The sequence below is a fragment of the Microlunatus parietis genome (genome assembly GCF_013407955.1).
Lineage (GTDB): Bacteria > Actinomycetota > Actinomycetes > Propionibacteriales > Propionibacteriaceae > Microlunatus > Microlunatus parietis.
Genome location: NZ_JACCBU010000001.1, coordinates 6,777,676 through 6,804,098 on the forward strand (window position 1 = coordinate 6,777,676; position 26,423 = coordinate 6,804,098).

Annotated in this window: 18 protein-coding genes; 6 read left to right on the top strand and 12 right to left on the bottom strand. The window is 70.5% G+C overall.

All coding sequences use genetic code 11. From position 1 onward, the window contains the following. Positions 1-312: 312 nt before the first annotated feature. The 4 genes from BKA15_RS37120 to BKA15_RS32595 are packed head-to-tail and all read right to left on the bottom strand — an operon-like array spanning position 313 to position 5,833. On the bottom strand, positions 313-1,587 hold the full coding sequence (locus tag BKA15_RS37120; protein WP_179757790.1) for a hypothetical protein: 1,275 nt from the start codon (positions 1,585-1,587) through the stop codon (positions 313-315). 40 nt (positions 1,588-1,627) lie between these two features. After that, entirely contained in the window at positions 1,628-2,131 is a 504-nt protein-coding gene (locus tag BKA15_RS32585; protein ID WP_246323412.1) for an SUKH-4 family immunity protein, read from the bottom strand. A gap of 1 nt (position 2,132) precedes the next feature. Beyond that, positions 2,133-2,888 carry a nucleic acid/nucleotide deaminase domain-containing protein gene (locus tag BKA15_RS32590; protein ID WP_179757792.1) on the bottom strand — a complete coding sequence of 252 codons (756 nt, stop codon included), beginning with the start codon at positions 2,886-2,888 and terminating at the stop codon, positions 2,133-2,135. Further along, positions 2,888-5,833: an ATP-binding protein gene (locus BKA15_RS32595; RefSeq protein ID WP_179757793.1), complete on the bottom strand. Its 2,946-nt coding sequence runs from the start codon at positions 5,831-5,833 to the stop codon at positions 2,888-2,890. Before BKA15_RS32595 ends, BKA15_RS32590 begins: the two co-directional genes overlap by 1 nt. 111 nt (positions 5,834-5,944) lie before the next feature. Here BKA15_RS32595 and BKA15_RS32600 point away from each other — a divergent pair, with 111 nt between their 5' ends. Beyond that, complete coding sequence (locus tag BKA15_RS32600; protein ID WP_179757794.1) at positions 5,945-8,017, top strand: hypothetical protein; 2,073 nt, start codon at positions 5,945-5,947, stop codon at positions 8,015-8,017. Continuing rightward, a complete protein-coding gene (locus BKA15_RS32605; protein WP_246323413.1) occupies positions 8,017-9,048 on the top strand; it encodes a serpin family protein in 1,032 nt (343 codons plus the stop codon). The genes BKA15_RS32600 and BKA15_RS32605 overlap by 1 nt, the downstream gene beginning before the upstream one ends. Positions 9,049-9,051: 3 nt before the next feature. On the opposite strand, the gene BKA15_RS32610 is transcribed toward BKA15_RS32605, so the two are convergent. Further along, on the bottom strand, positions 9,052-9,843 hold the full coding sequence (locus BKA15_RS32610) for a class I SAM-dependent methyltransferase (RefSeq protein ID WP_246322474.1): 792 nt from the start codon (positions 9,841-9,843) through the stop codon (positions 9,052-9,054). A 115-nt stretch (positions 9,844-9,958) separates the two neighbouring features. Between BKA15_RS32610 and nudC the strand changes: the two genes are divergently transcribed. Continuing rightward, a complete protein-coding gene (gene nudC, locus BKA15_RS32615) occupies positions 9,959-10,819 on the top strand; it encodes an NAD(+) diphosphatase (protein ID WP_179757797.1) in 861 nt (286 codons plus the stop codon). Positions 10,820-10,832: 13 nt separating this feature from the next. Here the strand turns inward: nudC and recD are convergent, their stop codons facing one another. Genes recD through recC form a run of 3 tightly spaced genes read right to left on the bottom strand, consistent with a single transcriptional unit; the run spans position 10,833 to position 19,599 of the window. Next, entirely contained in the window at positions 10,833-12,779 is a 1,947-nt protein-coding gene (recD, locus tag BKA15_RS32620; RefSeq protein ID WP_218871673.1) for an exodeoxyribonuclease V subunit alpha, read from the bottom strand. After that, on the bottom strand, positions 12,776-16,219 hold the full coding sequence (locus BKA15_RS32625; RefSeq protein WP_312879606.1) for a UvrD-helicase domain-containing protein: 3,444 nt from the start codon (positions 16,217-16,219) through the stop codon (positions 12,776-12,778). Before BKA15_RS32625 ends, recD begins: the two co-directional genes overlap by 4 nt. Next, on the bottom strand, positions 16,216-19,599 hold the full coding sequence (gene recC / locus BKA15_RS32630) for an exodeoxyribonuclease V subunit gamma (RefSeq protein ID WP_179757798.1): 3,384 nt from the start codon (positions 19,597-19,599) through the stop codon (positions 16,216-16,218). Before recC ends, BKA15_RS32625 begins: the two co-directional genes overlap by 4 nt. 162 nt (positions 19,600-19,761) lie before the next feature. Here recC and BKA15_RS32635 point away from each other — a divergent pair, with 162 nt between their 5' ends. The 3 genes from BKA15_RS32635 (at position 19,762) to BKA15_RS32645 (ending at position 22,858) form a co-directional block, all read left to right on the top strand. Then, positions 19,762-21,954 carry an ATP-dependent DNA helicase UvrD2 gene (locus tag BKA15_RS32635; protein ID WP_179757799.1) on the top strand — a complete coding sequence of 731 codons (2,193 nt, stop codon included), beginning with the start codon at positions 19,762-19,764 and terminating at the stop codon, positions 21,952-21,954. 105 nt (positions 21,955-22,059) lie between these two features. Continuing rightward, positions 22,060-22,410 (top strand): hypothetical protein, encoded by a 351-nt coding sequence (locus tag BKA15_RS32640; RefSeq protein WP_179757800.1) that lies wholly within the window; start codon positions 22,060-22,062, stop codon positions 22,408-22,410. Between the two features lie 136 nt (positions 22,411-22,546). After that, entirely contained in the window at positions 22,547-22,858 is a 312-nt protein-coding gene (locus BKA15_RS32645; protein WP_179757801.1) for a WhiB family transcriptional regulator, read from the top strand. A gap of 216 nt (positions 22,859-23,074) precedes the next feature. Here BKA15_RS32645 and BKA15_RS32650 read toward each other — a convergent pair whose 3' ends face one another. From BKA15_RS32650 to BKA15_RS32665, 4 genes are all read right to left on the bottom strand, one after another. Then, the gene (locus tag BKA15_RS32650) at positions 23,075-23,248 is read right to left on the bottom strand and encodes a hypothetical protein (protein ID WP_179757802.1); all 174 of its coding nucleotides are present in this window, start codon (positions 23,246-23,248) and stop codon (positions 23,075-23,077) included. Between the two features lie 6 nt (positions 23,249-23,254). Beyond that, entirely contained in the window at positions 23,255-24,634 is a 1,380-nt protein-coding gene (locus BKA15_RS32655) for an ABC1 kinase family protein (protein WP_179757803.1), read from the bottom strand. A 5-nt stretch (positions 24,635-24,639) separates the two neighbouring features. Continuing rightward, positions 24,640-25,536: a hypothetical protein gene (locus tag BKA15_RS32660; protein ID WP_179757804.1), complete on the bottom strand. Its 897-nt coding sequence runs from the start codon at positions 25,534-25,536 to the stop codon at positions 24,640-24,642. A 169-nt stretch (positions 25,537-25,705) separates the two neighbouring features. Continuing rightward, positions 25,706-25,867: a DUF5679 domain-containing protein gene (locus BKA15_RS32665; RefSeq protein ID WP_170304471.1), complete on the bottom strand. Its 162-nt coding sequence runs from the start codon at positions 25,865-25,867 to the stop codon at positions 25,706-25,708. Positions 25,868-26,423 lie beyond the last annotated feature (556 nt).

Below are 26,423 nucleotides of genomic sequence, written 5' to 3' on the forward strand. Positions count from 1 at the left end.
CTCGCCAGGACTGACTACGGCGTGCTCTCATCGACCCATCGGTAGGCGGTGGTACGGGTTGGTAGGAGCAACGTCCGCATGAAGAGTTCCGGTTCACTCGTCGTCACGCCGCGTCGTTCCTCCTCATTCGGGACTCCGTTGTCAAAATAGCTCTGCGCAAGTCTCCCGCCGCGCTCAGGGTCATGGACCAGGAGTTGGATACCGGACTCGGGCGAATACGTGAACTCGGCACAAGCCGTCCAGTTGCGGCCTCCCAAGATCGAGTAGAGGACAACACGCGTAGGCGTAGTTGTTGACACTGTCACCCTTTCGTTAAGCCGTTCTCCAGAACGCATCGACAATCTTGCCGAGCCAGGCCGATCCGTTGATCATTCCATTCGATTGTATCTCCTCAAGGCGTGCGAGGGCGCCAGCTACTGCTGGTTCGCTGAGTCCGGAGGCTTCCAAGGAAGTTCGAAGTTCATTGCAGTCCACGGAAGTCACGTGGTTGAACACCTCCGGACTCAGTTGCTTACCGATGCGTTCCGTCACGAAATTGGATCGAATCGCTGTGCTGGAGCCTTCGGGAAAGGAACAGCCATGGTCGATCGCGACTGGGCGTCGCGCCTCAGTCGTCAGATAGTTTCCCTCGTGGCGGTCCGAATTGCCGCTCACATAATCGAGAACAGCCATCTTCTCGCGATCGGGAATTTCGTACCAGTAGACCGAGCGGCCTGGGCTCGCCTCCTCGTCCCACTTTTGCAAGGAGCCCATGCCCTTGGGGCCATTCCACTCGGTCGTGGTGGGCACGAGGTTGAATCCCAATGCTTCATCGAGTCGAGATGTTGCCACCTCACGGTTCCAGTAGTGCCCGACCGGAATGTCGGCACGAACGCCGGGAGCTTCTTCCTGGCCAGGCTTGTATATGCCGGAACTGCGGTCGGAGAAAAGAACTTGATAGGCTCCATTGACGTGGCTGCTGGCTTTGAGGTCATCTATACCGACAACGTTCTTCTTGCGCAGGGCAATTTCTGAGTCGCTCAGATCGAAGTAGGGTCGGTCGGTGGCGGGCGGCCCAAGGGTTCGATCTGGTTGCGTCCCCGGGTCCGCGTTGCGCGGAGGCTGCGCGTAGCGATCGACGAGTGTGGCCGGTAGGGGTTCCTGATGTTCGCCTTGCGCGCCCACCGATGTCGTTCTTGACTCACCTCTCGCTTCAGCGAGGCGTTGGTTGTGTTCACGGATGTACTCGACCGGAGTGCGGTTCGGGGAATCCGCCACCGGCGAAGTTCGATGGTCTGCACCCTCCTTCAAGGTGCGCGACTCGGGTGGAACCCGGTCGCCGTCCGGCGCTGGGTCCTCCCGGATCGCCTCACGACTCAGATTCGGACCTGGTCCGTGTCGTCCATCCCGCAAGGTGGTGGCCCGAACGTCTGAGAGTTGGCTGTTGTATTGGTTGATGTACTCGACAGGGCTGCGTCCCTGGGAATCGGTGACCGGGACCTCTCGTGGGCGCTGGTCGACCTTGTCGATCGCTTCGGTACCCTTCGATGCCGCTCCTTCGAGCAGGATCGGCATGCCGTCGGTAGGTTTGGCCTTGTCGATTTCCACCTGCGTCACCTCCTGGTCTGGTCCCTGATCGGCGCAGGATTCAGATCATGGAGAACTCTTCGACGATCCCCGACCACCAAGCTCCGGGCTCGAGCGCACTGCTGTCGATCTTCGAGAGCTCCATCCGAGCTGACTCGACCACGTGAAGGTAGTCTTCCCTCGAGGTCTTGCCGTCCTCGACCCGATCGTAAAGTTGACTGATCCTACTTGTGATCGCAAGAAATTGGGAGAATTCTCTAAGTCCCGTATTGACGGGTGTGATCTCATCCGCGATGAGATGTTTCGACACGACTCGACCGCTGGTCTCCGTCAAACACATGGCGTATTCGCCATGCCAAGCCAACCCGAATTTCACTGCGTGTTGAGCTGAGGACAACTCAATTCGTTCAGGTGGTGCACTCGAGTAGAGCGGCGCAACCTCGAGCGGCAGACATGCCGCCAACAGTTCCGCCTTGGTGGTTGAGGGCAGATTGTCTCCCAGTTCGCCGAGCCAGGCCACGGTGTCGACGACGTTTGAGTCGCCCCAGGTCTCTCGGCAATCCATCTCATTCACGGTCTGAGGATTCCTCTCCGAATCGTTCGATCATGTAGCTCCGGCGAGCCTCGTTGCCGGCAGAGCGTGATTCCTGCGTCGACCCGTACTCGAAACTGTAGGTGACTTCGGCCTGGGGAAACATTCTATCGATCCAAGCCGCACAGCCTGCGGCAGGTGTTGGAATCGTGCATGGCTCAAGTTCCGTATAAATCCTCGTCACTTGGTCGGGCCGGACTCCTTGCTTTTCGAGGTTGCTCCAGATGTTTCGTTCAGCGTGCAGGCCGGGATTTCTGCTGAACCCGACCTGGCTCAACTTGGGAACGCCGTCGTGGGAGTACTCGAAGATTGCTGCATTCTTCATGGTCAGTGGATTGGGTGAATCCCTGCGCCCCTCTGCCACGGCCCTGGCCAGCGACGTCGATTCGTACGGAACTTGAACCGGGCCGCGTCGATCCGTCTCAGCCGGCTCCGTCGTCTCAGCACCTTCGGGTATGGATGCTGAGTTCGGAAGTTGGTCCGTACTGTTCGGATGATCCGTGGCGTTGGCGAGGCGCTTGTTGTGGTGGTTGATGTACGCGACGGGCGTGAGACCGTTGGCGTCAGTCATGACCGTCGGCGGCCGCTGGTCGAGCCTTGGTGGCCCCGGGTCAACCAATTCACCGTCGGCTGGGGACCGGTCATGATGCGTGTCTTGCTTGACCGCCTTGTCGGCGGTCTCGTCCGCGGGTTGTCTGGATGCGTCGGCGCGTCCGAGCTCGCCAGCCATCACGCCCGTGCCCCCGGCCGTGTGCCGTTCGACTGGTCGACCTTGTGCGCGTCTTCCAGAAGACTGGCGATCCAATCGTTGTACATGAGGCTGGCTAAGGCGTTGCCGAGCTTCAGATCCCAGTCGGAATGATCCGGTCGGGCTCCGATTGCCGTGAAGAGCCTTGGTTCGGTGTCGGAGCCGAACGCCACGACCGTGAGCGTTTTTTGGCGATCAACCAAGTCGGTCTGTGCCTGCTCGTCTGCCAGCCGCAGTTGCTCCTCGAGTGTGGTTCCGGCGACTTTCAGGGACAAGGAGTGCTCGATCTCAGCAACTCGGACACGGGCGACGGCGGGGCGGGATGGGTCGAGGTGCGCCAGTTCGTCTCGGATGCTTGACCAACGGTGCGAGGCTGCGAGCCACGTGAGATCGCGGGTCAGCGGGACTGGTCGACCGTCGAGGTCGGCGAGGCGCCTGAGCTGGCCGGCGACCTGTTCCCCGTACCGGCGTGCGCCGGTGGGCAGCACGGCAGATCGTGCGGTGACGGCTCGATCGACGGCATGAGAGAGGGCGCAATCGCGGGTGCGATTGCCGATTGTTCTCAACCGACCGAGGAAGCCGTTCGACGGTCGAGGGGTGGGCCAGCCCGTGAGGTGGGCGACGACGGCGAGTTCGGCCCAGATGGTGATCAAGGGGTCGGTGTCGAGGGCGAGCTCGGCGGTCCGGAGTTGGCGCAGGGTGCAGGGGGACTTCTCTCGGCAATCGGTGCCACAGGTCGAGCAGCGGCGGCCGACCAGGGCGGCCGGGCCGTCGGGTTCGGCTTCGAATTGTTCCCGGGCAGTGCCGTCGGGCATGGCGGCGAGGAGGGGGTAGTCCATGCCGTCGGTGAAGACGGCGGCTTGGCCGGGGGTGAGAGTGACCAGGTAGTCGGACTGGGCTTCGGTGATGTTCATGGTGGCGCCGACGGCGTCCCGGTCGTCCTGGGCGGGCAGGCGGTGGACGATCTTGATCGCGGTGTTCTTGATCACGTCGGGGAGCAGTTTGGACGGGATCTGCTCGGCGATGATCAAGCCTTCGCCGTACGCGCGGATCTCGGCGAGCAGGTCGGCGAACATCTCGACCGCGTGGGCGGCCGGACCTTCGGTGGCGTTGCGGAGCAGGCGATGCGCCTCCTCGAAGACGCTCAGATGGCGCAGTCCGGACAACCGAGTTTGATCATGTTTCTGCATCAGCCGCAGGTGCTCGACGAGCCTGATCAACACCGTGCCCATCAGGAACGCCTTGTCGCGATCGTCGCCGACGTCCTCGATCTCGAAGACGACGTTGGACCGCAACAGGGCGTCCATGTCCAGGGGGTGGCCGCCCTCGAGGAACCGGCCGGTGGTGCCGAGCCGCAGGCTGGCCAGCCGCACCGAGATGAAGCCGCGCACATTGTCGGTGATCTCGCGGCCGTACCCGATGTCCTCGACCACGGCCATCGCCGTCCGTTGCAGGTCGCCCAGGCTCGGATAGCCCGGAGTGCGGTCGGGGTCGGCCGCCTCGCCGAGCGCGAGGTCCCAGCCGGCCTCCTCGTAGCACCGGGTCAGCGCCGCCGACAGCACCTGCGGGAACGGTTCGTCCGCCTCGAATGCGGCCAGGAACAGGGCTCGCACCAGGTCCAGGTGGGTCTGCAGGGGATAGCGGTGACCGTTGGCGTCGACGCCCGGCTCGAGCGGATTGAGGCCGGCCGGTACGGCGTCCGGATCCCCGGGCCGGATCGCGATCACCCGCTGCCCGGAGCCGGCCAGCCGGGCCGCCATCAGCCGGTACTCGGCCTTGGCCGGCTCGACCACCAGCCAGGGCAGGCCGGCTGCGGCGGCGTTCTCCAGCATGCCGCGGATGGTCTGCGACTTGCCGGCACCGGTCGCGCCGCACACGAAGGTGTGCCGGTTCAGGCTCGACCGCGGTACGGCCAGCGGACCCGCCGGCAGCCGGTTCCGGTCGAGCACGGTGCCGAGCGCCAGACCCGGTCCGGAGTTCTCGCCGCCGATCAAGGGTTCCGGCGTCACGTCGAACTCGGGCCGGAGCCGGAACCGTACCCCGGGCAGCTCGACCGACGGCGGCGTCGCGATCGCCGCCAGGAGCTGGGTGCTGACGTACCCGCCGGTCGGGTCGTCGTCCGCGGCCAGCGCCTCGTCGAGGTCGGCGGCGGTGCGCCCGGGACGCAGCGCGTACGGCAGCTGGGCGGTGTCGGCCGACGCGCTGACCAGCGCCGCGATCCGGCGCGCGGCCTCGGGCGTCTCGCCACCGGCGGCGAAGCCGATCCGCCACAGTCCGGTGGTCGCCGCCTGGGACAGTTCCCGATGCCGGGCCTCCAGCCGGGCGGTCAGGACCGCGTAGTCCGGCGACGACTCGCCACGCGCGGCGGCCCGGCGCTTCTCGTTGCCGACGACCGCGACCGCCTCGTCGAGATCCTCGCCGGCGACCGGTTCCGCGATCAGCACCCAACTGAACGGTCCGTGCCAGACGCCGAGCAGACAGTCCTCCAAGGACGGGCGCAGCGACTCCGGCGCGGCGGGCTCGGGCCGGTCGTCGACCAGCAGCGGGTCGCTGACCACAGAGATCGTCGTCCAGGCCGGCACTCCGCGCAGGGTCGCGGCGAGGACCCCGGCCGGTTCCAGCCGACCCCGGCCGCCGGTCGGCAGGCTCACCAGGGCCGAGGCGGAGTCCGGTGCCGCCGAGATCAGGCCGGCCCCGGCGATCCGTACCTCCACCGGGCCGGATGCCGTCGCGCGGTGCCAGCTCACCGCCACCGGACCCGAGTCGGCGTGAAAGGCGGAGACAAGGGCTGCGAGCCGGCGCTGTCGATCGGTCGGCGCCGGGTCGCCGGTGTCCGCCGAAGCGGACCACCGGGGAAGCTCGGTCAGGACACAACCGGCCAGACCGTTCAGGCCGTCCGCCATCGGCCGCCGACTCCCGCTCGTCATGATCACGCACGATAGCCCGCCGTGCGGCCGTGGATCGACCTGCCCGACGGGTCCCGGAGACTGATAATTTTGTGAATCCATAGTCCCTGACCCGGCATCCGGAGTCCTGCCATGACGTCTGCGAACTCGAGCCAACGCGACCTCGAAGCGCGCTCGCGGCTGTTCGAGCCGGGCGAGCGGCTGGGCTGGCAGTTCCGGGACCGGTTCGGCTTCGCCCAGCCCTTCACCGAGCCGGAGCCGGAGCAGACGCCACTGCCGTACTGGATCCAGAACGTCTCGCAGACCGCGGCCAGCCGGTTCCGGAGCCGGCGCAACCTGGCCGCGATCATGTTCTGGGTCGGCACGCTGATCTCGCTGGCCCTAGCGCTCTACAACGCACTGTTCGTGCCCGGCGGTGACTTCTTCCGCTTCTTCGTCGGTGGCGTCGTGGTGTCGATCGTGCTCGCGCTGGGCACGGTGATCTTCGGCTGGACCGGGCGCGGCCGACTGGTCAAGACCGCGGCCAAGATCAGCGAGGATGCCGCCGAGGAGGACGTACGGCGTCGCGCGGACTGGCTGGATCGCCAGCTGGACTGGCAGATCGGTGAACGGGAGCGGGTCGGCAAGCTGCCCGAATGGGGCGCGGTCACGACGCCGCCGGAGACCAGGCGGCTGGACATCTTCGGCGGCAATATCTGGTCCTGGCAGGCCTTTCTCACCGTGTACGGGACGTCGGCGCTGGCCCGGCACCCGGTGGTCCTGCTCGACCTGTCCCGCGAGGTGGTCAGCGAGGAACTGGTCCGGGCCGCGGAGGCGGCGCGGGTCCCGATCGACGCACAGCTGCTGCCGAAGGACCTGGCCACGACGACCCTGCTGGCCGACCTGACGCCGGGCCAGTTGATCGACGCCCTGATCGAGTCGATGTACGGCGACGACGAGGCGACCGCGCGGGCCGAGCGGACCATGGACCGTCGGCTGCTCACCGCGCTGGCCGACGAACTCGGCGACTCGGTGACACTGGCCCGGCTGGCCTCCGGACTGCGGGCCCTGATGGACCACCCGGACGACGACGGCGTGCTGTCGGCCCGGGAACGTAACCGGATCGCCGACGACGTGTTCCCGGCCGATTACCGGCGCCAGTCCGCGGAGCGGCTGCAGCGGCTCGAGTCGTACCTGCAGCCGCTGGAACGACTCGGCACCGAGGCGCAGCCGCGGGATCTCGGCTACCTGACCTGCATGGCGCTGGCCAGCGAGGGCAACAACGCGGCGGCGGACTTCCTGACCGACCTGCTGGTGCAATGGCTGACCCAGCGGATCACCGCGAACCCGTACCTGAGCGAGCCCGAGGTGATCGTCGTCGGTGCGGACGCGATCAAGCTGCGGCACCTGGAGCGGCTCTCCGACGCCTGCGAGCGGCGCGGCATCCGGATCACGCTGATGTTCCGTAACCTGCGTGGCGAGGCGGAGAACTTCATCGGTCGCGGCATCGCCGGGTTCATGCGGCTCGGCAACGCGGCCGAGGCGGGCCGGGCGGCCGACCACATCGGCCGGGAGCACAAGTTCGTGATCAGCCAGATCACGGCGTCCGTCGGGTCCAACGAGACCCGCACCACGGGCGACAGCTGGGGCCACAGCGAGACGATGGGCGTCAACGTCGGCACCTCGGTCGGCTGGAACCGCAACTGGGGCAGCAACGCCAACCGCAAGGCCGGTCTGCTCGCGCCGGACGAGTCGTACAGCTCCTCGAAGGGCTACTCGAAGAGCGAGAACACCAACGAGGGCCGCAACTGGTCGTCGTCGCGCAACTGGTCCGCCACCCGTTCCTTTGCCGAGGGCACGAACTGGAGCGAGGCCAAGACCAACCAGCGGGTGCAGGAGTACGTGGTCGAGCCGAACGTGCTGCAGAACCTCCCCGAGCACGCGATGCTGCTGGTCGAGCCGCAGCGGGGTCAGCACCAGCCGAATCTGGTGCCGGTCGAGTTCGATCCGGCGATCGTGACGTTGCCCGGCGTCAGCATGGAGCCGCTGCCGGAGGTCGCCGAACCGGCCGAGCATCCGCTGGACGGCGCGGTTCGGGACCAGCGGGCGCTGACCGCGGAACGGACCGGCGGGTTCACTCTGGACGACTTCGAGGCCGACGACCTGCTGGCCGAACCCGAGCCGGTACGCGAGGAACGCGGCCGGACCGGGGACGTGCAGCGGTGATGGGGCCGGCCGGGCTGGGATTCGTCACCCAGCTGCACGCTCTGCTCGCCGATTCCGGTGACGCCAACCTCGCCTGGTCGCCGTACTCGATCACCGAGGCGCTCCGCCTGGCGATGGCAGGAGCCGCGGGCTCTACCCGCGACGAGCTGGCGGCCGTGCTCGAGGATGCTCCGGGCGGGGTGGTCTTTCCCGACGGCGTACGGGTCGCGAACACGATCTGGGCCGACACGTCCGTCCCGATCAAGGATTCGTACGACGTCGCCGAGGTGCACGTCGCCGACTTCGCCCATGATCATGAAGCCGCCCGGGCCGCGATCAACGCCGACGTCGAGAAGACCACCGACCGCTGGATCCGTGGGCTGCTCGGACCGGGCTCGGTGGACAGCGGCACCTTGGCCGTCCTGGTGAACGCGTTGCGGGTCCGGCTGGACTGGCTGCACCCGTTCGAGCGCAGTGCGACCCGGGCGCTGCCGTTCCGGGCGCCCGGCGGGACGCGCGATGTACCGACGATGGCGCACCAGGGCCGGCTGGACTACGGGGCGGCGGCCGGCTGGCGGCTCGTCACGTACGTCAGCCGGGCCGACTCCGGTCAACGGCCGGGAGACCTGGTGCTCGACGTGCTGCTGCCGGACGGCGAGCTGACCGCGCCGAGCGCCGAACTCCTGCACGAGTTGTATGCCTCGGTCCGACCGGAACAGGTCGACCTGAGGCTGCCCCGCTTCGACGCGAGTGGCAGCGCGCTCCTGGCGAGGCAACTCGGCAGCCTCGGTCTCCGGACCTTGTTCACCGACGACGCCGATCTCTCCGGCATCAGCGATGTGCCGATCAAGATCAGCGAGGTCATCCATCGGGCCGTCCTCACCGTTGATGAGGAGGGCGCCGAAGGGGCCGCGGCGACGGCCTTGATCGCGCGGGCCGGGATGGCCGCCGCGCCGCCGATCCCGGTGCACGTCGATCGGCCCTTCCTGGCGGTCATCCGGGACCGGCCGAGCGGAGCCATCCTCTTCCTGGCCCGGATCACCGAGCCCTGACGCTCAGACGCGGGCGAGGATCTCGCCGTGCAGGATCGAGAACCAGCCGTCCTCGCGGTCGGACCAATCCCGCCAGGCCGCGGAGATCCGGGCCAGATCGTCGGCGGTGGCCAGGCCGGTGTCGACCAACTGCCGGGCCAGCGCGGACTGCAGGATCCGGTCGGCCCACATGCCGCCCCACCAGGCCCGGTCCTCCGGGGTGCTGAAGCACCAGGTGGACGAGGTCGCGGTGATGTCGGTGAGGCCGGCCTGCTGGGCCCAGCCGAGCAGTCGCCGGCCGGCGTCCGGCTCGCCGCCGTTGGCCCGCGCGGCTGCCTGGTAGAGGTCCAGCCACTCATCCAATTTGGGCAGCAGCGGCCACCAGGCGAACGCTCGGTAGTCGCTGTCCCGGACCGCGATCAGCCCGCCGGGCCGGGTCACCCGGCGCAGTTCGCGCAGGGCCTGCACCGGGTCGGCGACGTGCTGCAGCACCTGGTGCGCATGGCTGACGTCGAACGCGTCGTCGGGCAGGTCGAGCGCATGCACGTCCTGCACCGAGAAGGCGATGTTCGTCGCGCCGCGCTCCGCAGCGAGCTCGCGGGACAGCGCCAGTTCGGCCTCGCCGACCTCGGTCGCGGTGACCTCGGCGACCCGGCCGGCCAGGTCGACGGTGATCGTGCCAGGCCCGGCGCCGACATCGAGCAGCCGCTGGTCCCGGCGAAGATGCGGCAGCAGGTGGCCGGCCGAGTTCTCCGCGGTACGCCAGCGATGCGACCGCAGCACCGATTCGTGATGTCCGTGCGTGTACGTACTCAACTCTCTTCTCCGTCCATATCGAGAGACCGAGTGTCTCATAACTCAGACTTGATCATGGTCCGGGTGCCGTGTGACGTCGAGCGGTCGGGAAAGGGATTCCCTTAGGCTGGATGCCGTGATCAATTGGGCGACGGCCAGCGACCTCGACCGGGTGGACGAACATCGGCATTCCGCGGAATGGGTGGCCCACCTGTGGCGGTCCCCGGAGGCCAAGCTGCTCAAGCTCGACGACCAGAGCCGGTTCACCACCAACGCGGGCGGCAGCAAGCTCCGGTTGGTGAAGCCGTTCGTCGAGTACGACCCGCAGCGGCACCGGCTGCTCGGCCTGCTCGACGACGCGCCGATCTTCGCGGTGGAGGCGCTGACCGAGGGAGAGGTGCACGACTTCCGCGACGTCGCGCACCAGCTCACCGACAACGAGCGGGACGTCGCCGCGACCGCCACGGCCATGATCAACTGGCACCGCAGTGAGCCGCACTGCCCGCGCTGCGGCGGCCCGACCTCGGTGATCAACGGTGGCTCGGCCCGCTACTGCCCGACCTGCGAGCAGGAGCACTTCCCGCGCACCGATCCCGCCGTGATCGTCGCGATCCGGGATCCTGACGACCGGCTGCTGCTCGGCGGCAACGCCAAGTGGGGCAACCGGATCTCGGTGTTCGCGGGCTTCGTCGAGGCGGGCGAATCGCTGGAGCAGGCCGTACACCGGGAGATGGCCGAGGAGGTCGACGTCCGACTCACCGACATCACCTACTTCGGCAGCCAGCCGTGGCCGATGCCGCGTTCGCTGATGCTCGGCTTCTCCGCCCGGGCGGTCAGCGCCGAGATCAGCATCGACGGCGAGGAGATCGGGTACGCGGCCTGGTTCACCCGCGACGAGCTCACGGCCAAGCTCGAGGCCGGCGAGATCGCGCTGCCCGGCCGCAGTTCGATCGCGTCCCGGCTGGTCCAGGCCTGGCGCGACGACGAACTGCCCTGACCCGCCGAACGGTTCACGATCCGGAGCTCGCGGGTCGCAGCCGCGGCCGCAGGCCACTGGCTCGGTTGGCCGGGTGCAGCACGGCGCGGCGGATGGCGTCGACGGTGCCGAACACCTGGACCCGGTCGGTGGCCCGGGTGACGGCCGTATAGAGCAGTTCCCGGGTCAGCAGGGGAGAGTCCGGCGGCGGGACGATGAACGAGACGCAGCCGAACTGGCTGCCCTGCGCTCGGTGCACGGTCATCGCGTGCACGGTCTGGACGGCGTCCAGCCGGACCGGGGACACGACGGTCGGCTCGGCACCGCGGGCGAACGCCGCCCGTGGCCCGTGCTCGGTCGCGACCACGACCCCGGTGTCGCCGTTGTAGAGCCCGAGTTCGTAGTCGTTCGCGGTGATCAACAACGGCCGGCCCGGATACCACTCGGCGGTACGGTCCCGGCCGCTTACCGGGCTGCCGGGCGCGGCCGGGACCGCCCACGACCCGTACGCCTCGATCAGCCAGTGCTCCGCCTCGGCGCCCCAGCGGGCGACCCCGTACGGGCCCTGCCGGTGCGCACAGAGCAGCCGATGTTGATCAAGCCCGCGCAGCGCACCCTCGACATCGCCGGCGGCTGCCGCGTCGTGGCTGGTCCGGCCGGCGGTCAGGACCCGCTCCCGCAGCGGCTCCAGCCCGGCCGGGTCGGCCCGGTCCAGATCGCTCTCGACGAAGATCACGTCCTCGGCACCGGACCGCAGCACGTCGATCGCGGCGTCCGCGTCGGAGTCGCGGATCGCACGGGCCAGGGTTTCGATCGCGCCGCCGTAGCGCCAGGTGTGGCTGAGCCGGACCACGCCGTGCGGCGGTGCGGGCTCGCTGTCCAGGCCGAGGGCCGCCAGCCCCCGGTCGAGGGCGGTGTCGTCCGGGCCGGGTGCGGTGGCGATGTCGGCGAGCACGGCGCCGGCCTCGACCGACGACAGCTGGTCCGGGTCGCCGACGAAGACCAGCCTGGCGTCCGGCCGGACCGCCTCCAGCAGCCGGGCCATCAGCGTCAGCGACACCATCGAGGTCTCGTCGACGACGATCACGTCGTACGGCAGGTGGTTGCCGCGGTGGTAGCGGAACCGGCCGCGGGACCCGGGCAACCAGCCGAGCAGCCGGTGCAGCGTGGAGGCACTCAGCTCGCCGAGCCGGTCCCGGTCCGCCGCCGGCAGCTGGTCGGCCGCCTCCCGGACCGCCTCCTCCAGCCGCGCCGCGGCCTTGCCGGTCGGCGCCGCCAGCGCGATCCGCAGGCCCCGGCCGGGCCGGTGGTCGAGCCCCGGCTGGTCCAGCAACAGAGCCAGCACCCGGGCCACGGTCGTCGTCTTGCCGGTGCCCGGCCCGCCCGCGATCACGCTGACCCAGCGCAACGCCGCGACCGCCGCGGCCCGGCGTTGCTGGTCCGGTTCGCCGGCCGGCAGGCCTTCACCGGTGAACAGCCGGTCCAGCGCACCGGTCAGCCGGTCCCGGTCGAGCTCGGGCGGGTTCCGTTCCTCGCGGCTGAGCCACTCGGTCCGGACCTCTTCCTCCTGCAGCCAGTAGCGCTCCAGGTAGAGCAGGCCGTGGGCCAGCCGCAGCGGCCGGCCGCCTTCGTGATCATGACCGTCGGCGACCATCGGGCTGGCCCGGACCGCTTCGAGCCAGGCCGCCGGCTCCGGCCAGGGCAGGCCGGCCAGGTCGATCCGGACCTCGGAGGTGTCGAACGAGGTCGTGTGCACCTCCGCCAGGTCGATGCAGACCGACCCGGCCCGGACCGCCCGTACGGTCAGCGCCAGCGCCAGCCGGACCCGGTCGTCGGCCTCGCCGGCCAGCCGCGCGATCGCCGTCGCCGCATGCACATCGGCCGGACCGAGCACCCCGGCGGCGTTGAACGTCTGCAGCAGCCCGGTCGCGCCGAACACCAGATTCGGGTCCGCAGGATCCAAGATCATCGTCTCGGTCATGGGCGCCCCCGGTCCAGCAGGTCGGACAGTTCGATGATCATGGCCGGCGGCGGCCGCCAGCTGAACACGCCGCAGCGGACGCCGTCGATCTCGGGGGTGTCCGGGCCGGCCATGCCACGCAGGAACAGATAGAGCACACCGCCGAGATGATCATCGGGGGAGTAGCCCGGCTGCCGCCAGCGCAGGTAGCGGTGCAGCGCGACCGAATAGAGCAGCGCCTGCAGCGGGTAGTGCGCGCCGATCATGGCCCGGGCCAGCGACCTTGGCCGGTAGCGGCGCAGCGGGAGCTCGTCGGTCGGCTCGCCGATCCAGTTGGTCTTGTAGTCGACCACCAGATAGCGGGGACGGCGGGGCTCGCCGGCCCGCAGCACGGCGTCGATGCTGCCGACCAGATAGCCGCGCAGGGATTCGCCGGCCAGTTCGGGCAGCTCGAGATGCCGCGGGTAGTCGACCAGCGGATCGTCGGCCGGCAGGTGACGGCGGAGCAGCCCGGCAAGCTCCGGCAGCATCAGTTCGCCGGTCGGCCGGTCACCGCCGGCGAGCGGGAACTCGAAGTCCAGCTCGGCCAGCCGGTCGGTGGCCCCGAACTCGCCGAGCGTGCGGTCGCCGGCCAGCGGACCGAGCGGCGTGTGATAGGTCGGCAGCAGCGCCTCGACCAGGCCGTCGACCGTCATCGTCCCGGCCGGGATCCGGCTCAGTTGTTCGGCCGCGGCCCGGCGCAGCTCGGCGGCCAGGTCGTCGGCGGCCGGGTCGACGTCCTCGTAGATCGCGTGCACGACGGTGCCGAAGTCGGCGCCGCTCGGCAGGCCGCTCATCGGTGACGGCCGGTCCAGGCCGGCCGGCTCCCCGGCCGGCGCCTCCGCGGCGTCCGGGCCGTCGCCCACCGGCAACGCCGTCGTGGTCTCGTCGTCCTCCTTGGCCGGTTCGGCCTCGCTGCCGACTCCGGCGGCGTCGGTGGCCAGGCCGTGCGCGGCCGCGGTCAGCCCCGAGTACGAGGTTCGGCGCCACAGCAGGTCCAGCGACCGGTCGAAGGACCGGACCGCCAGCCGCTCCGGCGGCTCCGGCCGCGCCGGCGGCGGCAACGCGTCGCGCGGCTCGACCACCTCGACCGCGACGCCCGGCCCGAGGTGGGAGAGCGTCGTCGGATCGCCCGACACCGGGTAGGCCGGTTCCGGTTCGACCCCCTCGATCCGAGGCCCGTAGAGCAGCCGCTGCAGGGCCGACGGCGCCGTGTTGCGGGTCGGCGCCCACCAGGTGATCAGCTGGCACTTGGCCCGGGTCGCCGCGACGTAGAACAGCCGCAGGTCGTCGCCGCCGTCCTCGCGCCGGGCTTGGGCCAGCCGCTCGGCCCGGCCCGGGCCGGTCAACCCGCCGACGTCCAGCACCGCACGGAGCCGGCGGCCGGCGCCGTCCGCGGGCTTCGTCGGCTGGTGCAGTTGCAGGACCTGCCCCTCGTCGTCGCCGACGTGCCGGTCCCAGGCCTCCGGCAGGTAGACGATCGGGAATTCCAGGCCCTTGCTGCGGTGCACGGTGAGGATCTGCACGGCCTTCGAGTCGCTCTCCAGCCGGCGGGTGCCCTCGGTGCCGTCGCGCTGCGCGTCGGCGATCCGGTCCACCAGGTATTCGACCAGGGCGCTGACGCCGAGCCGGCCGGACACCATCGCGGCGTGCAGGGTCTGGCCGATGTGGCGCAGGTCGGTCAGCTGGCGCTCGCCGTCGGTCCGGGAGAGCAGCCGGGCGCCGACCGCGGTGTCGGTGATCATGGTCTCGAGCAGCGCCGCCACCCCTCGCCGCTCCAACGTCCGGCTCCACCAGCGGAGCTGCTGGGACAGTTCGGTCAGCGCGACGTCGTCGGCCCGGACCAGATCGTCGACGGTACGGCCGACGAAGCAGGTCAGCGCGGCCTGCCGGACCCGGGCCTGCCGGGGCTGCTCCAGGGCACGCAGTAGGGTCAGCCATTCGTGGGCCATGGGTGAGCCGAACACGCTGGTCGCGCCGAGCACCACGGCCGGCACCCCGGCCTCGGTCAGCGCGTCCCGGATCTCCTCACCCTGTCGATTCCGCCGGACCAGCACCGCGATGTCGCCCGGCCCGACCTGCTCGTCGTCCCCGACCCGACCCGGGTCCAGCCCGCGCAGCCGTACCCCCGAAGCCAACAGCCGGGTGACGTCGGCGACCAGGTCCTTGGTGATCGTGGGTCGCACCGACCGCACCATCGGCATCCGGGTCGCCTCCGGATCGTGCTCCAGCACCCGCAACCGGACCGGCGCCTGGTCGGTCGCGGCAGCACCCGGCAGCAGCCGCTGTTCGGCGTGGTGGGCGCGGACCGGCCGGACCACGATCCGTTCGTCGCCGAGTGCTGCGCCGCCGAACACCGACTGCAGGGCATCGACCAGGGCCGCGTCGCTGCGCCGGTTCACGTCCAGCGTCGCGATCCGGTCGGCCACCCCGACCGCGTCCAGATAGCTGAACACGTCGGCGCCGCGGAACGCGTAGATCGCCTGCTTCGGGTCGCCGATCATGATCAACGTCGCGTGGCCGTGGAACGCGGTCCGGACGATGTCCCACTGAATCGGGTCGGTGTCCTGGAACTCGTCGATCAGCACCACCCGGTAGCGCTGCCGGAGCCGGGCGCAGGCTGCCTCGCCCTGTTCGGCGTCGGTCAGCGAGCGGTGCAGCCGGGTCAGCATGTCGTCGTAGCTGAACAGCCGGCCGAGACCCTTCCGCCGGGCCACCTCGGCCCGGACCTCATGGGCGAAGTCGACCTGTTCCGCCGCGGCGTCCTCGGGTGCGCCGGCGGACCGCTCGGGGACCAGGCCGGCGTGCGGCGCGTTCACCACCGTCTCGGCCAGCCGCAGGGCCTGCTCCGGCGGCAGCGGCGCGATCCGTGCCCCGCCCGCGTAGCGGCGCAGATAGCAGTCGCCGGTCACCTGCCGGACCAGATCGGTCAGGTGCTCGACGAAGATCGCGTCCGGCTCGCGGTCGCCGATCACGCCGAGCCCGTCCAGCATCCGCAGGCAGAACTCGTGCGTCGTCGCGATCGTTGCCGCGTCGAAGTCGGCCCGGGCCCGGGCGATCCGGGTGTGCCGGACCCGCAGTTCGGCCTCGGTCCCGGTGCAGATCAGGCGTTCCACCGGATCACCGTCGGCCGGGTCAGCGCCGGCCAGCACCGCCGTCAACCGCTGCTCCACCTGCACCAGCCGCTCCCGCACCCGGTCCCGCAACTCGTTGGTGGCCATCCGGCCGAACGTGACCAGCATCAGCTGGTCCAGCTCGACCAGGCCCTCGGCGAGATAGCGCGCGGCCAACGCGGCGATCGTGTACGTCTTCCCGGTGCCGGCGCTGGCCTCGAGGACGGTGGTCCCGGTCGGCAGTGGACCGGTGAGATCGAAGGCCGCGGCCTCGGCGGCGACGGGCGGACCGGACGTGTCGGTGATCACCGCAGTTCCTCCCCGCGCAGCAACGGCTGCCAGACCCGCCGGGCCAGGGCTCCGAACCGGCTCGGCTCGTCGATGTCGCCACGCCGCTCCTCGGGCCGGGCCGGCTCCGCCATCAGGTCCTCCAGGGTCGGGCCGATCACCTGCTCGTACGACGGATCCAGGTCCTCGGCCCAGAGCTGACCGATCTTGCTCAGCAGCGGCGCGATCGGGCGGCCGGCCAGGCTGAGCCGCGCGTACTCGCAGGACGCCTTCGGCGGCAGCGGCAGCGGCCCCTGCAGCCCGGTCCGGTAGAGGTCGACCAGGTCGCCGAGCAGCAGCCCGGCGATCTTGGCCGGTACCGGCCCGAGCATCGAACAGCCGCGCCGGCCGATCGTGACCGCCCGCCAGGGCCGGTCCGGCTCGGTCACCGTGAGCGCGAGCAGGTCGATCCAGGAAGCCAGTCGATGCTTCGGGCCGAGCCGGGAATAGCTGACCGACACCGGCCCGTCGTCACGGATCCCGGGCAGCGTCCCGGTGATCACCGCGCCGCCGGCCTCGGCCGTGATGTCGACGCCGCGGGCCGGGCCGGTCAGGTACGGTTCGGCGCCGGCCGCCAGTTCCCGGACCTGGTCGACCACCGGGCCCAGTGCCGCGCTGCCGAACCGCTGCGGCGGCAGTGTCCCGCGACGCCACTCCGCCGCCGTGAGTTGATCAAGGTCCGCGCCCTGGAGCAGCAGCCGCAGCATCCGGTCGCCGACCGACCAGGACTCCAACCCGTCCAGCTGGATCGGGATCTGGTCGTCGGGCCGCTCGTCGTCCTCGTACAGGAACAGGCCGGCCCGCATCCGCAGCAGCGCCCGGACCGGATGGGCGAAGAACCGGGACAGGTCGGACAGGTCGATCACGTCGTCCGCCGGCCGCGGCGGCAGCTCCCCGATCGCGTACGGCGACGCCGGCTGCTGCCGCGGACCGATCGCCGCCCGGGCACCACGCAGCCCCTGCCGGTCGAAGCTGAACGGCCGACCATGATCATCAGTCGCGAAGTTCCGCGTATCGAAGGGCTGCAACGGATGCCGGGTCGTGATCATGGAACGGACCGAGGCGTGCCCGTCCGCCGGGAGCGCGGTCCGGTCCAGGGTGTCCAGCAGTTCGCCGATCGGGACGGCCGGTGGCTTGTCGGCGCCGGTCCGCGGGTCGGCGCCCGAATAGATCACCACCAGTCGCTCCTCGGCGGACAGGATCGCGTCGAGCAGCAGCTGCCGGTCCTCGGTCCGCGGATCCCGGTCGCCGATCCACGGCTGTGCCGCGACCACGTCGTCGCCGTCGATCGAGGAGTGCCGGGGGAACACGCCGTCGTCGACGCCGAGCAGTACGACCACCCGGTGCGGCACCGACCGCATCGGCGTCATCGTGCACATGGTCAGCGTCCCGGTCCGGAAGTTGGCCCGGCTCGGCCGGCCGCGGAACGAGTCCGCGAACAGGGCCCGGATCTCGGCCGGCCGGAGCAGCGTCTCCGCCGCCGCCGCCGGCTCGACCGATTCGCCGATCCGGGCCAGCTCGGCGTACGCGTGGCCGAGCTGCCAGGAATCCGTCCGGCCCACCGCCGTGAGCGCCTGGATCGCCTCCCGGGCCAGCCGGATCCACTCCGGCAGCGGCCACGCCCGGCCGAACTCGGTGACCGCCTTCCGGATCCGCTCCACGCACTCGGTCAGCCGGCCGACCAGGTCGACGTCGGAGGAGTCGATGTCGTCCAGCGGCAGCGCCGTACCGAGGTAGTGGTGGCCGGACTCGTCCATCGCGATGCCGAGCAGCAGCCGGTCCAGCCCGGCCGCCCAGGTGTTCTGGCCGAACCCGGACATCGCGAACGCCGCCCGGTGCGGCGCGTCCAGCCCCCAACGCACCCCGGACCGCTCGACCAGGTCAGCGATCCGGGCCAGGTCGTCGTCGGAGAAGGAGAACTTGCGAGCCACCGGCTCGGTCGAGATCAGGTCGAGCACGGCCGCCGCCTCGACCCGGGAGGTGGCCAGGTCGAACAGCGTGGACAACGTGTTCAGCAGCGGGTTCAGCTGGCGCAGCGAGCGGTCGGCCAGCCGGACCCGCAACTGGTGTCCCGGATGGGCCTGGTCCGGTGCCGCGTCCGCCAGCCCGAACCCGGCCGAGATCAACGGCGCGAACGTCTCGATGTCCGGGCACATGACGATCACGTCCCGCGGCTCCAGCGTCGGGTCGTCGGCGAGCAGCCCGAGCAGCACCTCGCGCAGCACCTCGACCTGCCGGTCCGGGCCGTGGCAGGCGTGCAGCCGGATGCTCTCGTCGGTCCCGGCGAGCCGGCGTTCCTCGGCCTGCCCGGTCGGGTCGCGATCAGCGGCAAGGTCGTCCTGGAGCAGTCGGAGCAGCGTCGGCGGGCCGTCCCGGTCGGGAGCCGGGTGATGCACGTGGGTCACCTCGGTCGACCTCAGCTCGTCGAGCAGGGTGAGTTGCAGTTCCCGGCTGTCCCTGCCCAGGTACGCCAGCAGACGGTGCCGGGGCAGGTCGACGGTGTGGTCAGCGGCACGGGGCCCGACCAGCGAACCCGCCGCCTCCGCGGCCGCCGCGGCGATCCGGTCCCAGAGCACCGGGGACGGCTGGGTCAGCCAGAGATAGACGTCGCGATGCCGAGCCAGCGTGGTCAGCAGCCGAAGGTGATCGGGCAGCACCCGGGTCGGCCCGAACACGGACAGCCGCTCCGGCAAGTCGCTCAGACCCGGCTCCTCGGCCAGCCGCTGACAGACCGGCCCGATCCGCTCGGCCGGGCTGGGCAGATCGATCCGCCGGCGCAACCGTCGCCACAGTTCGGCCTGCCAACTGCGGTCGGCGCCGAGCAGGGTGCCGTTCGGGCCGGCGTCCCGGCCGGCCAGCCAGTCCAGCACCATGGCCGGCCGGCTGCTCGCGTACGCCCCGTACAGCTCGGCCAGGTGCTGCGCGATCGACCAGCGCCGCCCGCCCCGCGGGTCTTCCTCCGGGGCGTCGGAGGACGCGGAACGGTCGGGGCCGAGGAACGCCCACAACGGCGCCGCCCAGGGCTCGGTCCGGGCCGCGTCGATCTCGGCCAGCAGCGGCCACACGGCCCGGTGCGGCTGCCACGGATCGGCGCCCGGCTCGATCCCGGTGACCGCTGCGGTGGCGCGGGCCGCGAGCCGGTGTGGGGACGGGAACTCCACCCCGGCGCAGACCCCGTCGGCTCCGCCCGCTGCCGTACCCAAGCGGTGTGAGAGCTGTTGCGACAGCCACCGCTCGACGCCGTGCGTGGGCACGCAGACGATCTCGGTGGCGAACGGGTCGGCCAGCGGCCGCCCGAGCACGTCACCGAGGGCCGCGACCAGACGGTCGGAGCGCTCCGCGCGATGGAGATGCAGGCTCATGATCAGGCCACCCTAGGGCCCGCCTCCGACAGCCAGGTGTACGGCCGCCGCAATCTCGCATCGACCGGTCAGTTGTGCAGCGACACGCCGTGAAATCGCCTGCTTTTGTGACCGGTCGGCGGGGTTGGGGTGGGTGTGGGTGGGGCGGTTTAGGGTGAACGGGTGGCTGTGGATCCTGATCGTCTGCTTGCCGCGCTGGACCCCGAGCAGCAGGAGGTGGCGACCACCCTGCGCGGGCCGGTCGCGGTGATCGCCGGTGCCGGCACCGGCAAGACGAGGGCGATCACGCACCGGATCGCGTACGGAGTCGCCACCGGGGTGTATCGCCCGACGGCGGTGCTGGCGGTGACCTTCACCCAGCGCGCGGCGGGGGAGTTGCGCGGCCGGCTGCAGGAGCTCGGCGTGCCCGGCGTGCAGGCGCGGACCTTCCACTCCGCGGCACTGCGCCAGGCGCAGTACTTCTGGCCCAAGGTGTACGGCGGCGAACTGCCGGCCGTGCTGGATCACCGGATGGGCGCGGTCGCCGACGCGGCCGGCCGGCTCCGGGTCGCCGTCGACACGCCGAAGCTGCGCGACCTGGTCGGTGAGATCGCCTGGGCCAAGGTCAGCAACGTCGGGCCGGAGGACTACGCCCAGGTGGCCGCGGCCCGGCACCGCGGGCTGGCCTCGTTCGACCACGAGACCGTGGCCCGGGTCTTCGCCGGCTACGAGGAGGTCAAGCGGGAGCGGGGCCGGATCGACTTCGAGGACATCCTGCTCTGCGCGGCCGCGTTGATCTCCGACAACCCGGAGGTCGCCGACCAGGTCCGCGGCACGTACCGGCATCTCGTGGTCGACGAGTATCAGGACGTCAGCCCGCTGCAGCAGGCCCTGCTCGACCTCTGGCGCGGCGAGCGGACCGACCTCTGCGTGGTCGGCGACCCGGCCCAGACGATCCACTCCTTCGCCGGTGCGCAGGCCGACTTCCTGACTGGGTTCGCCCGCCGGCATCCGGGGGCGACGGTGATCCGGCTGGTCCGGGACTACCGCTCGACGCCCGAGGTGGTCGGCGTCGCGAACGCGATCATGGACGCCGCCCCGGCCGGCGGCGGTCGCGGCGAGCTGGGCGCGGTGACGCTGGTGGCCCAGCAGCCGTCCGGCCCGGCCGTCGAGTACGCGGAGGCGGCCAGCGAGTCGGCCGAGGCGTCCGGGATCGCCGACTGGCTGCGCCGGCTGGCCGACGCCGGGATCGCGTACCGGGAGATGGCGGTGCTGTTCCGGATCAACGCGCAGAGCCCGCCGATCGAGCAGGCCCTGGCCGAGGCGGGCATCCCGTATCTGGTCCGCGGCGGCGAACGCTTCTACGAGCGGCCCGAGGTCCGGCAGGCCCTGCTCCAGGTCCGCACCGAGGCCCGGACCCTCGACGGTGCCGACGACGGGGTGAGCGGAGCGGACCGGCTGAAGGCACTGTTCGCCGCGCTCGGCTGGACGCCGGAGCCGCCGTCCGGTGCCGGTGCGGTCCGGGAGCGCTGGGAGTCCTTGGCCGCGCTGGTCGCGGTCGCCGAGGACCTGACCGCCGCGGCCGGCGGCCCGGTCGGGCTGGCCGCGATCTCCGCCGAGCTGGAGCGGCGGGCCGAGGCGCAACAGGTGCCGGCCGCGCAGGGCGTCACGCTGTCCACGTTGCACTCGGCGAAGGGCCTGGAGTGGGACGCCGTCGCGCTGTACGGGATCCAGGAGGGCTCGCTGCCGTTCGTCCTGGCCGACACCCCGGCCCAGCTGGCCGAGGAACGCCGGCTGCTCTACGTCGGCGTGACCCGGGCCCGGCGCCGGCTCCGGGTCTCCTGGGCCCGGACCCGCAACGGTGGTGGCGCGGTCCGCAAACCGTCCCGGTTCCTCGGCCCGGTGCTGCCGTCGGCGGACCGGCGCGCGCCGCGGTCCGGCGGGTCGACCGGGAACCGCCGGTCCGAGCTCTCGGCCCGCTGCCGCAGCTGCGGCCGGCCGCTGTCCGGTGCGGCCGAACGCAAGCTCGGCCGGCACACCGACTGTCCGTCGACGTACGACGAGGCGACGCTGGAGGCACTCAAGGCGTGGCGCAAGGAGGCCGCTGCCGAGCAGGGCGTGCCGGCCTACTGCGTGTTCACCGACGCGACCCTGGTGGCGATCGCCGAGGCGCGGCCCGCGACCCCCGCCGACCTGATCAAGATCCATGGTCTGGGGCTGGCGAAGGCCAAGAAGTACGGGCCGGAAGTCCTTGCCGTCCTGGCCGATTCGGCCCCCGGAACGAGCGGCTCCGCGGGCCCGGACGGGGATTTGTCAAATAATCTGAGATTGTTGCGAAAAGAGTTTGCACCCGCGGCAGACGGTTCTCTAAGCTGAGCAAGGCTCACCGGCCGGACGGACGGGTACGGCCGGAGAGCAACAGTCAGAGCAACACCACAAACCTTCATCGAGAGGAGGCACGCAGAGATGGATACCAACACCTTGATCATCCCGAACAAGATCACCACCTTCCAGGTTGATCTTGCTCTGCGCGCCTCCGTCGTGCTGCCGGTTCTTTGTCGTGAAGACAAGGTCGCAGCGCGCGCGATCGTCTCCGGTGCAGTCTGCGTCGCCGATTCCGGTGCAGACATGGGCGCACCGGCCGCGTCGCACGTCTCCTACGGCCCGCGCACCTCCGTCACCATCCCGGCTCCGGCGAGCCCGGTGATGATCGGCGGTCCGGTGACGGGTCTCCGGGTCTCCGCTGGCATGACCCATCAGCTGTCCAACCGTGGCAAGGCCGCCACCAAGCCGACCCATCTGGGACGAAGTTCCTGTAGTCCGCCGGTGTAGAACACACCGCGCAGCCTCCAGGCCGTGACTCCCAGACCACCGGGAATCACGGCCTTTGTGATTCCCGGCCCAGAAGTTCCGGATCGACATCACCGGTCGATCCGAAGTAGGCCGAATTGATCAAGGAGGTGAACAAGTGACTGTCTCAGTGCTGGAGTCACTTGGTTCAGCGCAGGAACTGGAGAAACTGCCTTGTCGGCAGGTTGATCCGGAGGTGTTCTTCGCCGAGTCCCCGGCGGATGTCGAGTCGGCGAAGGCTCTCTGCAAGGCCTGCCCGGTCGTGGCGGAGTGCCTGGCCGGCGCCCTGGAGCGGCGTGAGCCGTGGGGCGTCTGGGGTGGCGAGCTGTTCGTGTCCGGTGTCGTGGTGCCGCGGAAGCGGCCGCGGGGTCGTCCCCGGAAGTACCCGGTCGACCCGTACACCGAAGCCGGGGCGGGTCAGGCGGCATGAACGGCATCGCCGAGCGGCGGCGTGCGGACGTAGACCTGGAATCGGCAGGTCCGTCCGCCGCCGTCGCGGGGGCCGGCGTTTCGGCGCCGGCCCGGTTCGTCCACGCCGTGCGGCTCTGGTTGGCGCGGGCCCTGTCATGATCAACTTCGCTCGCTCGCGAGCATGATCAACTGACAGTGGGCCCGGGCCTTCCACGGCCGTACGGAAGACTTTCGATCACCACCACTCGGCATCGAGCTTGGCCTCGATGCTCCGGGCGTGCTCGCGCGCGCAGGCCGGGCACAAGATCAATACCTGAGTACGGTTGCCGTCGTCGAGCCGTTCCTGGCTCCAGGTCCAGATCGGCTCATCCGGCTCGGGTTCCCGGCCGCATTCGGCACAGCGTTCCATGACGTTTCAGTTCGGGCTCGGCTCCGTATACCCGGGCAGGAACTCCTCGAGTACGGAAGCGAACGGCGCCCGGGCGTTGAGCTGGGACAGCACCGCGATCCCGCCGAGCCAGACCCGGTGGATCAGCAGGTACGTCGGCGGCAGGTTGAGCCGGGTCGCCACGCCGTTGGACGTGGTCGGGTCCTTGACCCGCTGGAACTGTTCCCGCATCCAGTCCCGGGTGAACTGGAACTCCGGCACCGTCGCCGGCTCGACGAACGGGCTCAGATAGTCCAGCAGGTCACTCGGGTCGACATCGGCCTTGACGAAGCCCTCCTCGCGCAGGCCGGCCGTGACGGTCGCCGCGTCACCGCGCTGCGCGATCCGCAGGATCCGGCCCATCGCCGGCGGCAGCCCCTCGGGCAGCCGCGCGACCAGCCCGAAGTCGACCACGCCGAGCCGGTCCTCGGGCAGGATCAGGAAGTTGCCCGGGTGCGGGTCGGCGTGCAGCAGCCCGACCGTGGACGGCCCGGCGAACAGGAACCGTACGTAACGCAGCGCGATCGCGTTGCGCCGCTCGGGCTCGAAGCCCTCGGCGCGCGACATCGGGACCCCGCTCAGCCATTCGCTGACCATCACCCGCGAGGTCTGCGCGATCACCTCGGGCACGACGAAGTCCGGATGGCCGGCGAAGCCGACCGCGGCCTGCTGCTGCGACGACGCCTCGATGGTGTAGTCCAGCTCCTCGGCGATCCGGTCCGCCAGTTCGTCGACCAGCGGCTCGACGTCGAGGCCGCCGGCCAGCGGCGAGATGAGCCGGGACATGCGCCGGATCTGTTTCAGATCCGACCGCAGCGCCTCGTCGGCGCCGGGATACTGCACCTTCACCGCCACCTTGCGGCCGTCCTCCCAGACGGCCCGGTGCACCTGGCCGATCGACGCCGCGGCCGCGGGCCTCGGTTCGAAGGAGCGGAACCGGCTGCGCCACTCGCCGCCCAGTTCGCGGGCGAGCACGGACTGCACCCGCGACGTCGGCATCGGCGGTGCCGAGTCCTGCAGCCGCGACAGGTGCTTCCGGTACGGGGCGGCGACCTCCTCGGGCAGCGCCGACTCGAACATGCTGAGCGCCTGGCCGAACTTCATGGCGCCGCCCTTGAGCTCGCCGAGGACCCGGAACAGCTGATCGGCGGCCCGCCGCTGCATCTCCTCGGTGACCGCCTCGGCCGGCGTGCCGGTGAGCTTCTTGCCGAGTCCGAGGGTGGCCCGGCCGGCGAACCCCAACGGCAGTGACGCGAGGCGCGCGCCGCGGCGCCAGGCCGACCTGGCCAGGTCGCTCGACTCGGCCGCCTCGGCACCGCCTTCGAACGGAAGACCGGACGGGTCGTCGGCTGGCGGTGGGGTGGTCATGCAGGTCATTCTGCCGGGCCGCCCCAACCGCACCCGCACCCGGGATGGCTGCGCCAGCGCCGCAGTCCCGGCGCCAGGCTCGCGCCGTCCAGTTCGAGGGTGGCACCGAGCGTCTCGGGCGGCTCGGCGTCCGGCCCGGCGGCGACGTACCGGAGGGCGGAGTGGACCTGCAGCAGCGCGGCACCGACGGCCCAGCCGGCGACCAGCTCGGGCGCCGTCGGCCGCTGTCGGCAGAGCTGGGCGAGCAGTTCCGGCCAGCCGGGGTCGGCGCCGGCCCGGGTCAGGTCGACGCAGCGCAGGCAGGCCGACCGGCCGGGCAGCACGAACGGCCCCACCACGGCCAGGTCGCCGGCGGTCCGGACGATCAGGTGCGGTTGGTCGGCCCGGACCAGGCCTGCGGTCAGCACTCGGTCCGGCTCGGCGGTGCCGGTGGCGACCACGGTCAGGTCCGGCGGCGGAGCGTCCGGGTCAGGGGAGCGGAGCAACTCGGCCGGACCGCAGCCGGTCAGCGACTCGGCCAGCCGGTCGGCGAGCGGCCCACTGCCGACGAGGCCGATCCGGGCGCCCGAGAGCGTACCTGCGGGATCGGCGGGCGGCCCGGCCGAGGACCGGATGACGACCAGGCCGGCCTGCCGCAGCAGGGCCAGGGCCTCGTCCAGCTGGCGCTCCGGCACGGCGAGCCGTCGAGCGGCCCGGCGCAGCGAGCCGAGCGTCTGCCGTCCGTCGATCTGGGACAGCACCTCGGCGAGGGCCGGCGCGACGCCGGCGAGCAGCCGCGACGCGTCGGTGTCGATCCCGACCTGGACGGCGTCCGGGCTGCGGCGGAGGAACACGGTCGACCTGGTCAGCCCCGGATATCTGGCCAGTCGTGGCCGAGCGGGCGCGACGGCGGACGGCTTCACGGACTCATCCTCGCTCGGGCTGCAGCCCGGCGAGGTGGTTGTCCACAGGGTCAATCACCCAGAGGTCGGGAAAATGCTGCGGCCGCGGAACGCCGCTCGAAAGCAGGCGATCCGCGGCCGTTCATCGGGTGCGGCCTGAGCCGCAGTGCCCGGCCGGAGCCAGGCTTGCTCAGGCTTTCCCGAGGATGCGATTCAGGTTGGTGCCGCACTCGGGGCACTTGGCCTTGGCCATCCGGGTGCCCTTGTCGTTGACGTGCACCTCGCCGGTCGCCTCACGCTTGGCCTTGCACTTCACGCAGTAGAACTCACCGCTGTAGGTTTCTGCAGCCATCGTTCGTCTCCTTGCTCGAAATCCTCCGCAGACCTGGTCGATTGTCCGCGGGACCGCGTTGCGGCCTGCAGCGCTCGGTCGCCGGTTACTCTACGCGAGCGGACGCGGACTGGCGTGTTGACGCGCGGCGTGTTATCGGGGCCGGCCGAGGCGCGGTGAGGGCAAAACGAAGCCTCCAGAGTTCGGTGTGCGCTTGCCTTCCCCTGCGAGCGCGCCGACCAACTGGAGGCTTCGTGGACTGAACGCTATGGCTTCGGTCGGCCGGCGTCAACACAGGACGCCGTCAGGCCGTGGAGAATCTGTGGACAATCTTGTGGGTATCCCTGTGAATTGGGCGTCTGGGACTGTGGACAACCTTGAGGATTAATGCGCCCGCGCTGGTCAGGAGCCAAATGGAAACTCAAGACCTCTTGTGGCAGTGGTACGAAGGAATTTCCTGCAGACTGAGACCAGCAATTAGAATCTTCCGCGCGTGATGAATTCGGGACCGGCACCTGGTGGGGAAACGACCCCGAGCTGGTCGAGGGTGGGGTCCCGGACAATGGGTGGTCCTTGG

Coding starts and splice junctions, on each gene's coding strand:
- recD (WP_218871673.1), bottom strand. CDS start 12,779: ATGACCGAGACGATGATCTTGGATCCTGCGGACCCGAATCTGGTGTTC.
- BKA15_RS32595 (WP_179757793.1), bottom strand. CDS start 5,833: ATGACGAGCGGGAGTCGGCGGCCGATGGCGGACGGCCTGAACGGTCTG.
- BKA15_RS32585 (WP_246323412.1), bottom strand. CDS start 2,131: ATGGATTGCCGAGAGACCTGGGGCGACTCAAACGTCGTCGACACCGTG.
- recC (WP_179757798.1), bottom strand. CDS start 19,599: ATGAGCCTGCATCTCCATCGCGCGGAGCGCTCCGACCGTCTGGTCGCG.
- BKA15_RS32590 (WP_179757792.1), bottom strand. CDS start 2,888: ATGGCTGGCGAGCTCGGACGCGCCGACGCATCCAGACAACCCGCGGAC.
- BKA15_RS32665 (WP_170304471.1), bottom strand. CDS start 25,867: ATGGCTGCAGAAACCTACAGCGGTGAGTTCTACTGCGTGAAGTGCAAG.
- BKA15_RS32605 (WP_246323413.1), top strand. CDS start 8,017: ATGGGGCCGGCCGGGCTGGGATTCGTCACCCAGCTGCACGCTCTGCTC.
- BKA15_RS32600 (WP_179757794.1), top strand. CDS start 5,945: ATGACGTCTGCGAACTCGAGCCAACGCGACCTCGAAGCGCGCTCGCGG.
- BKA15_RS32655 (WP_179757803.1), bottom strand. CDS start 24,634: ATGACCACCCCACCGCCAGCCGACGACCCGTCCGGTCTTCCGTTCGAA.
- BKA15_RS32650 (WP_179757802.1), bottom strand. CDS start 23,248: ATGGAACGCTGTGCCGAATGCGGCCGGGAACCCGAGCCGGATGAGCCG.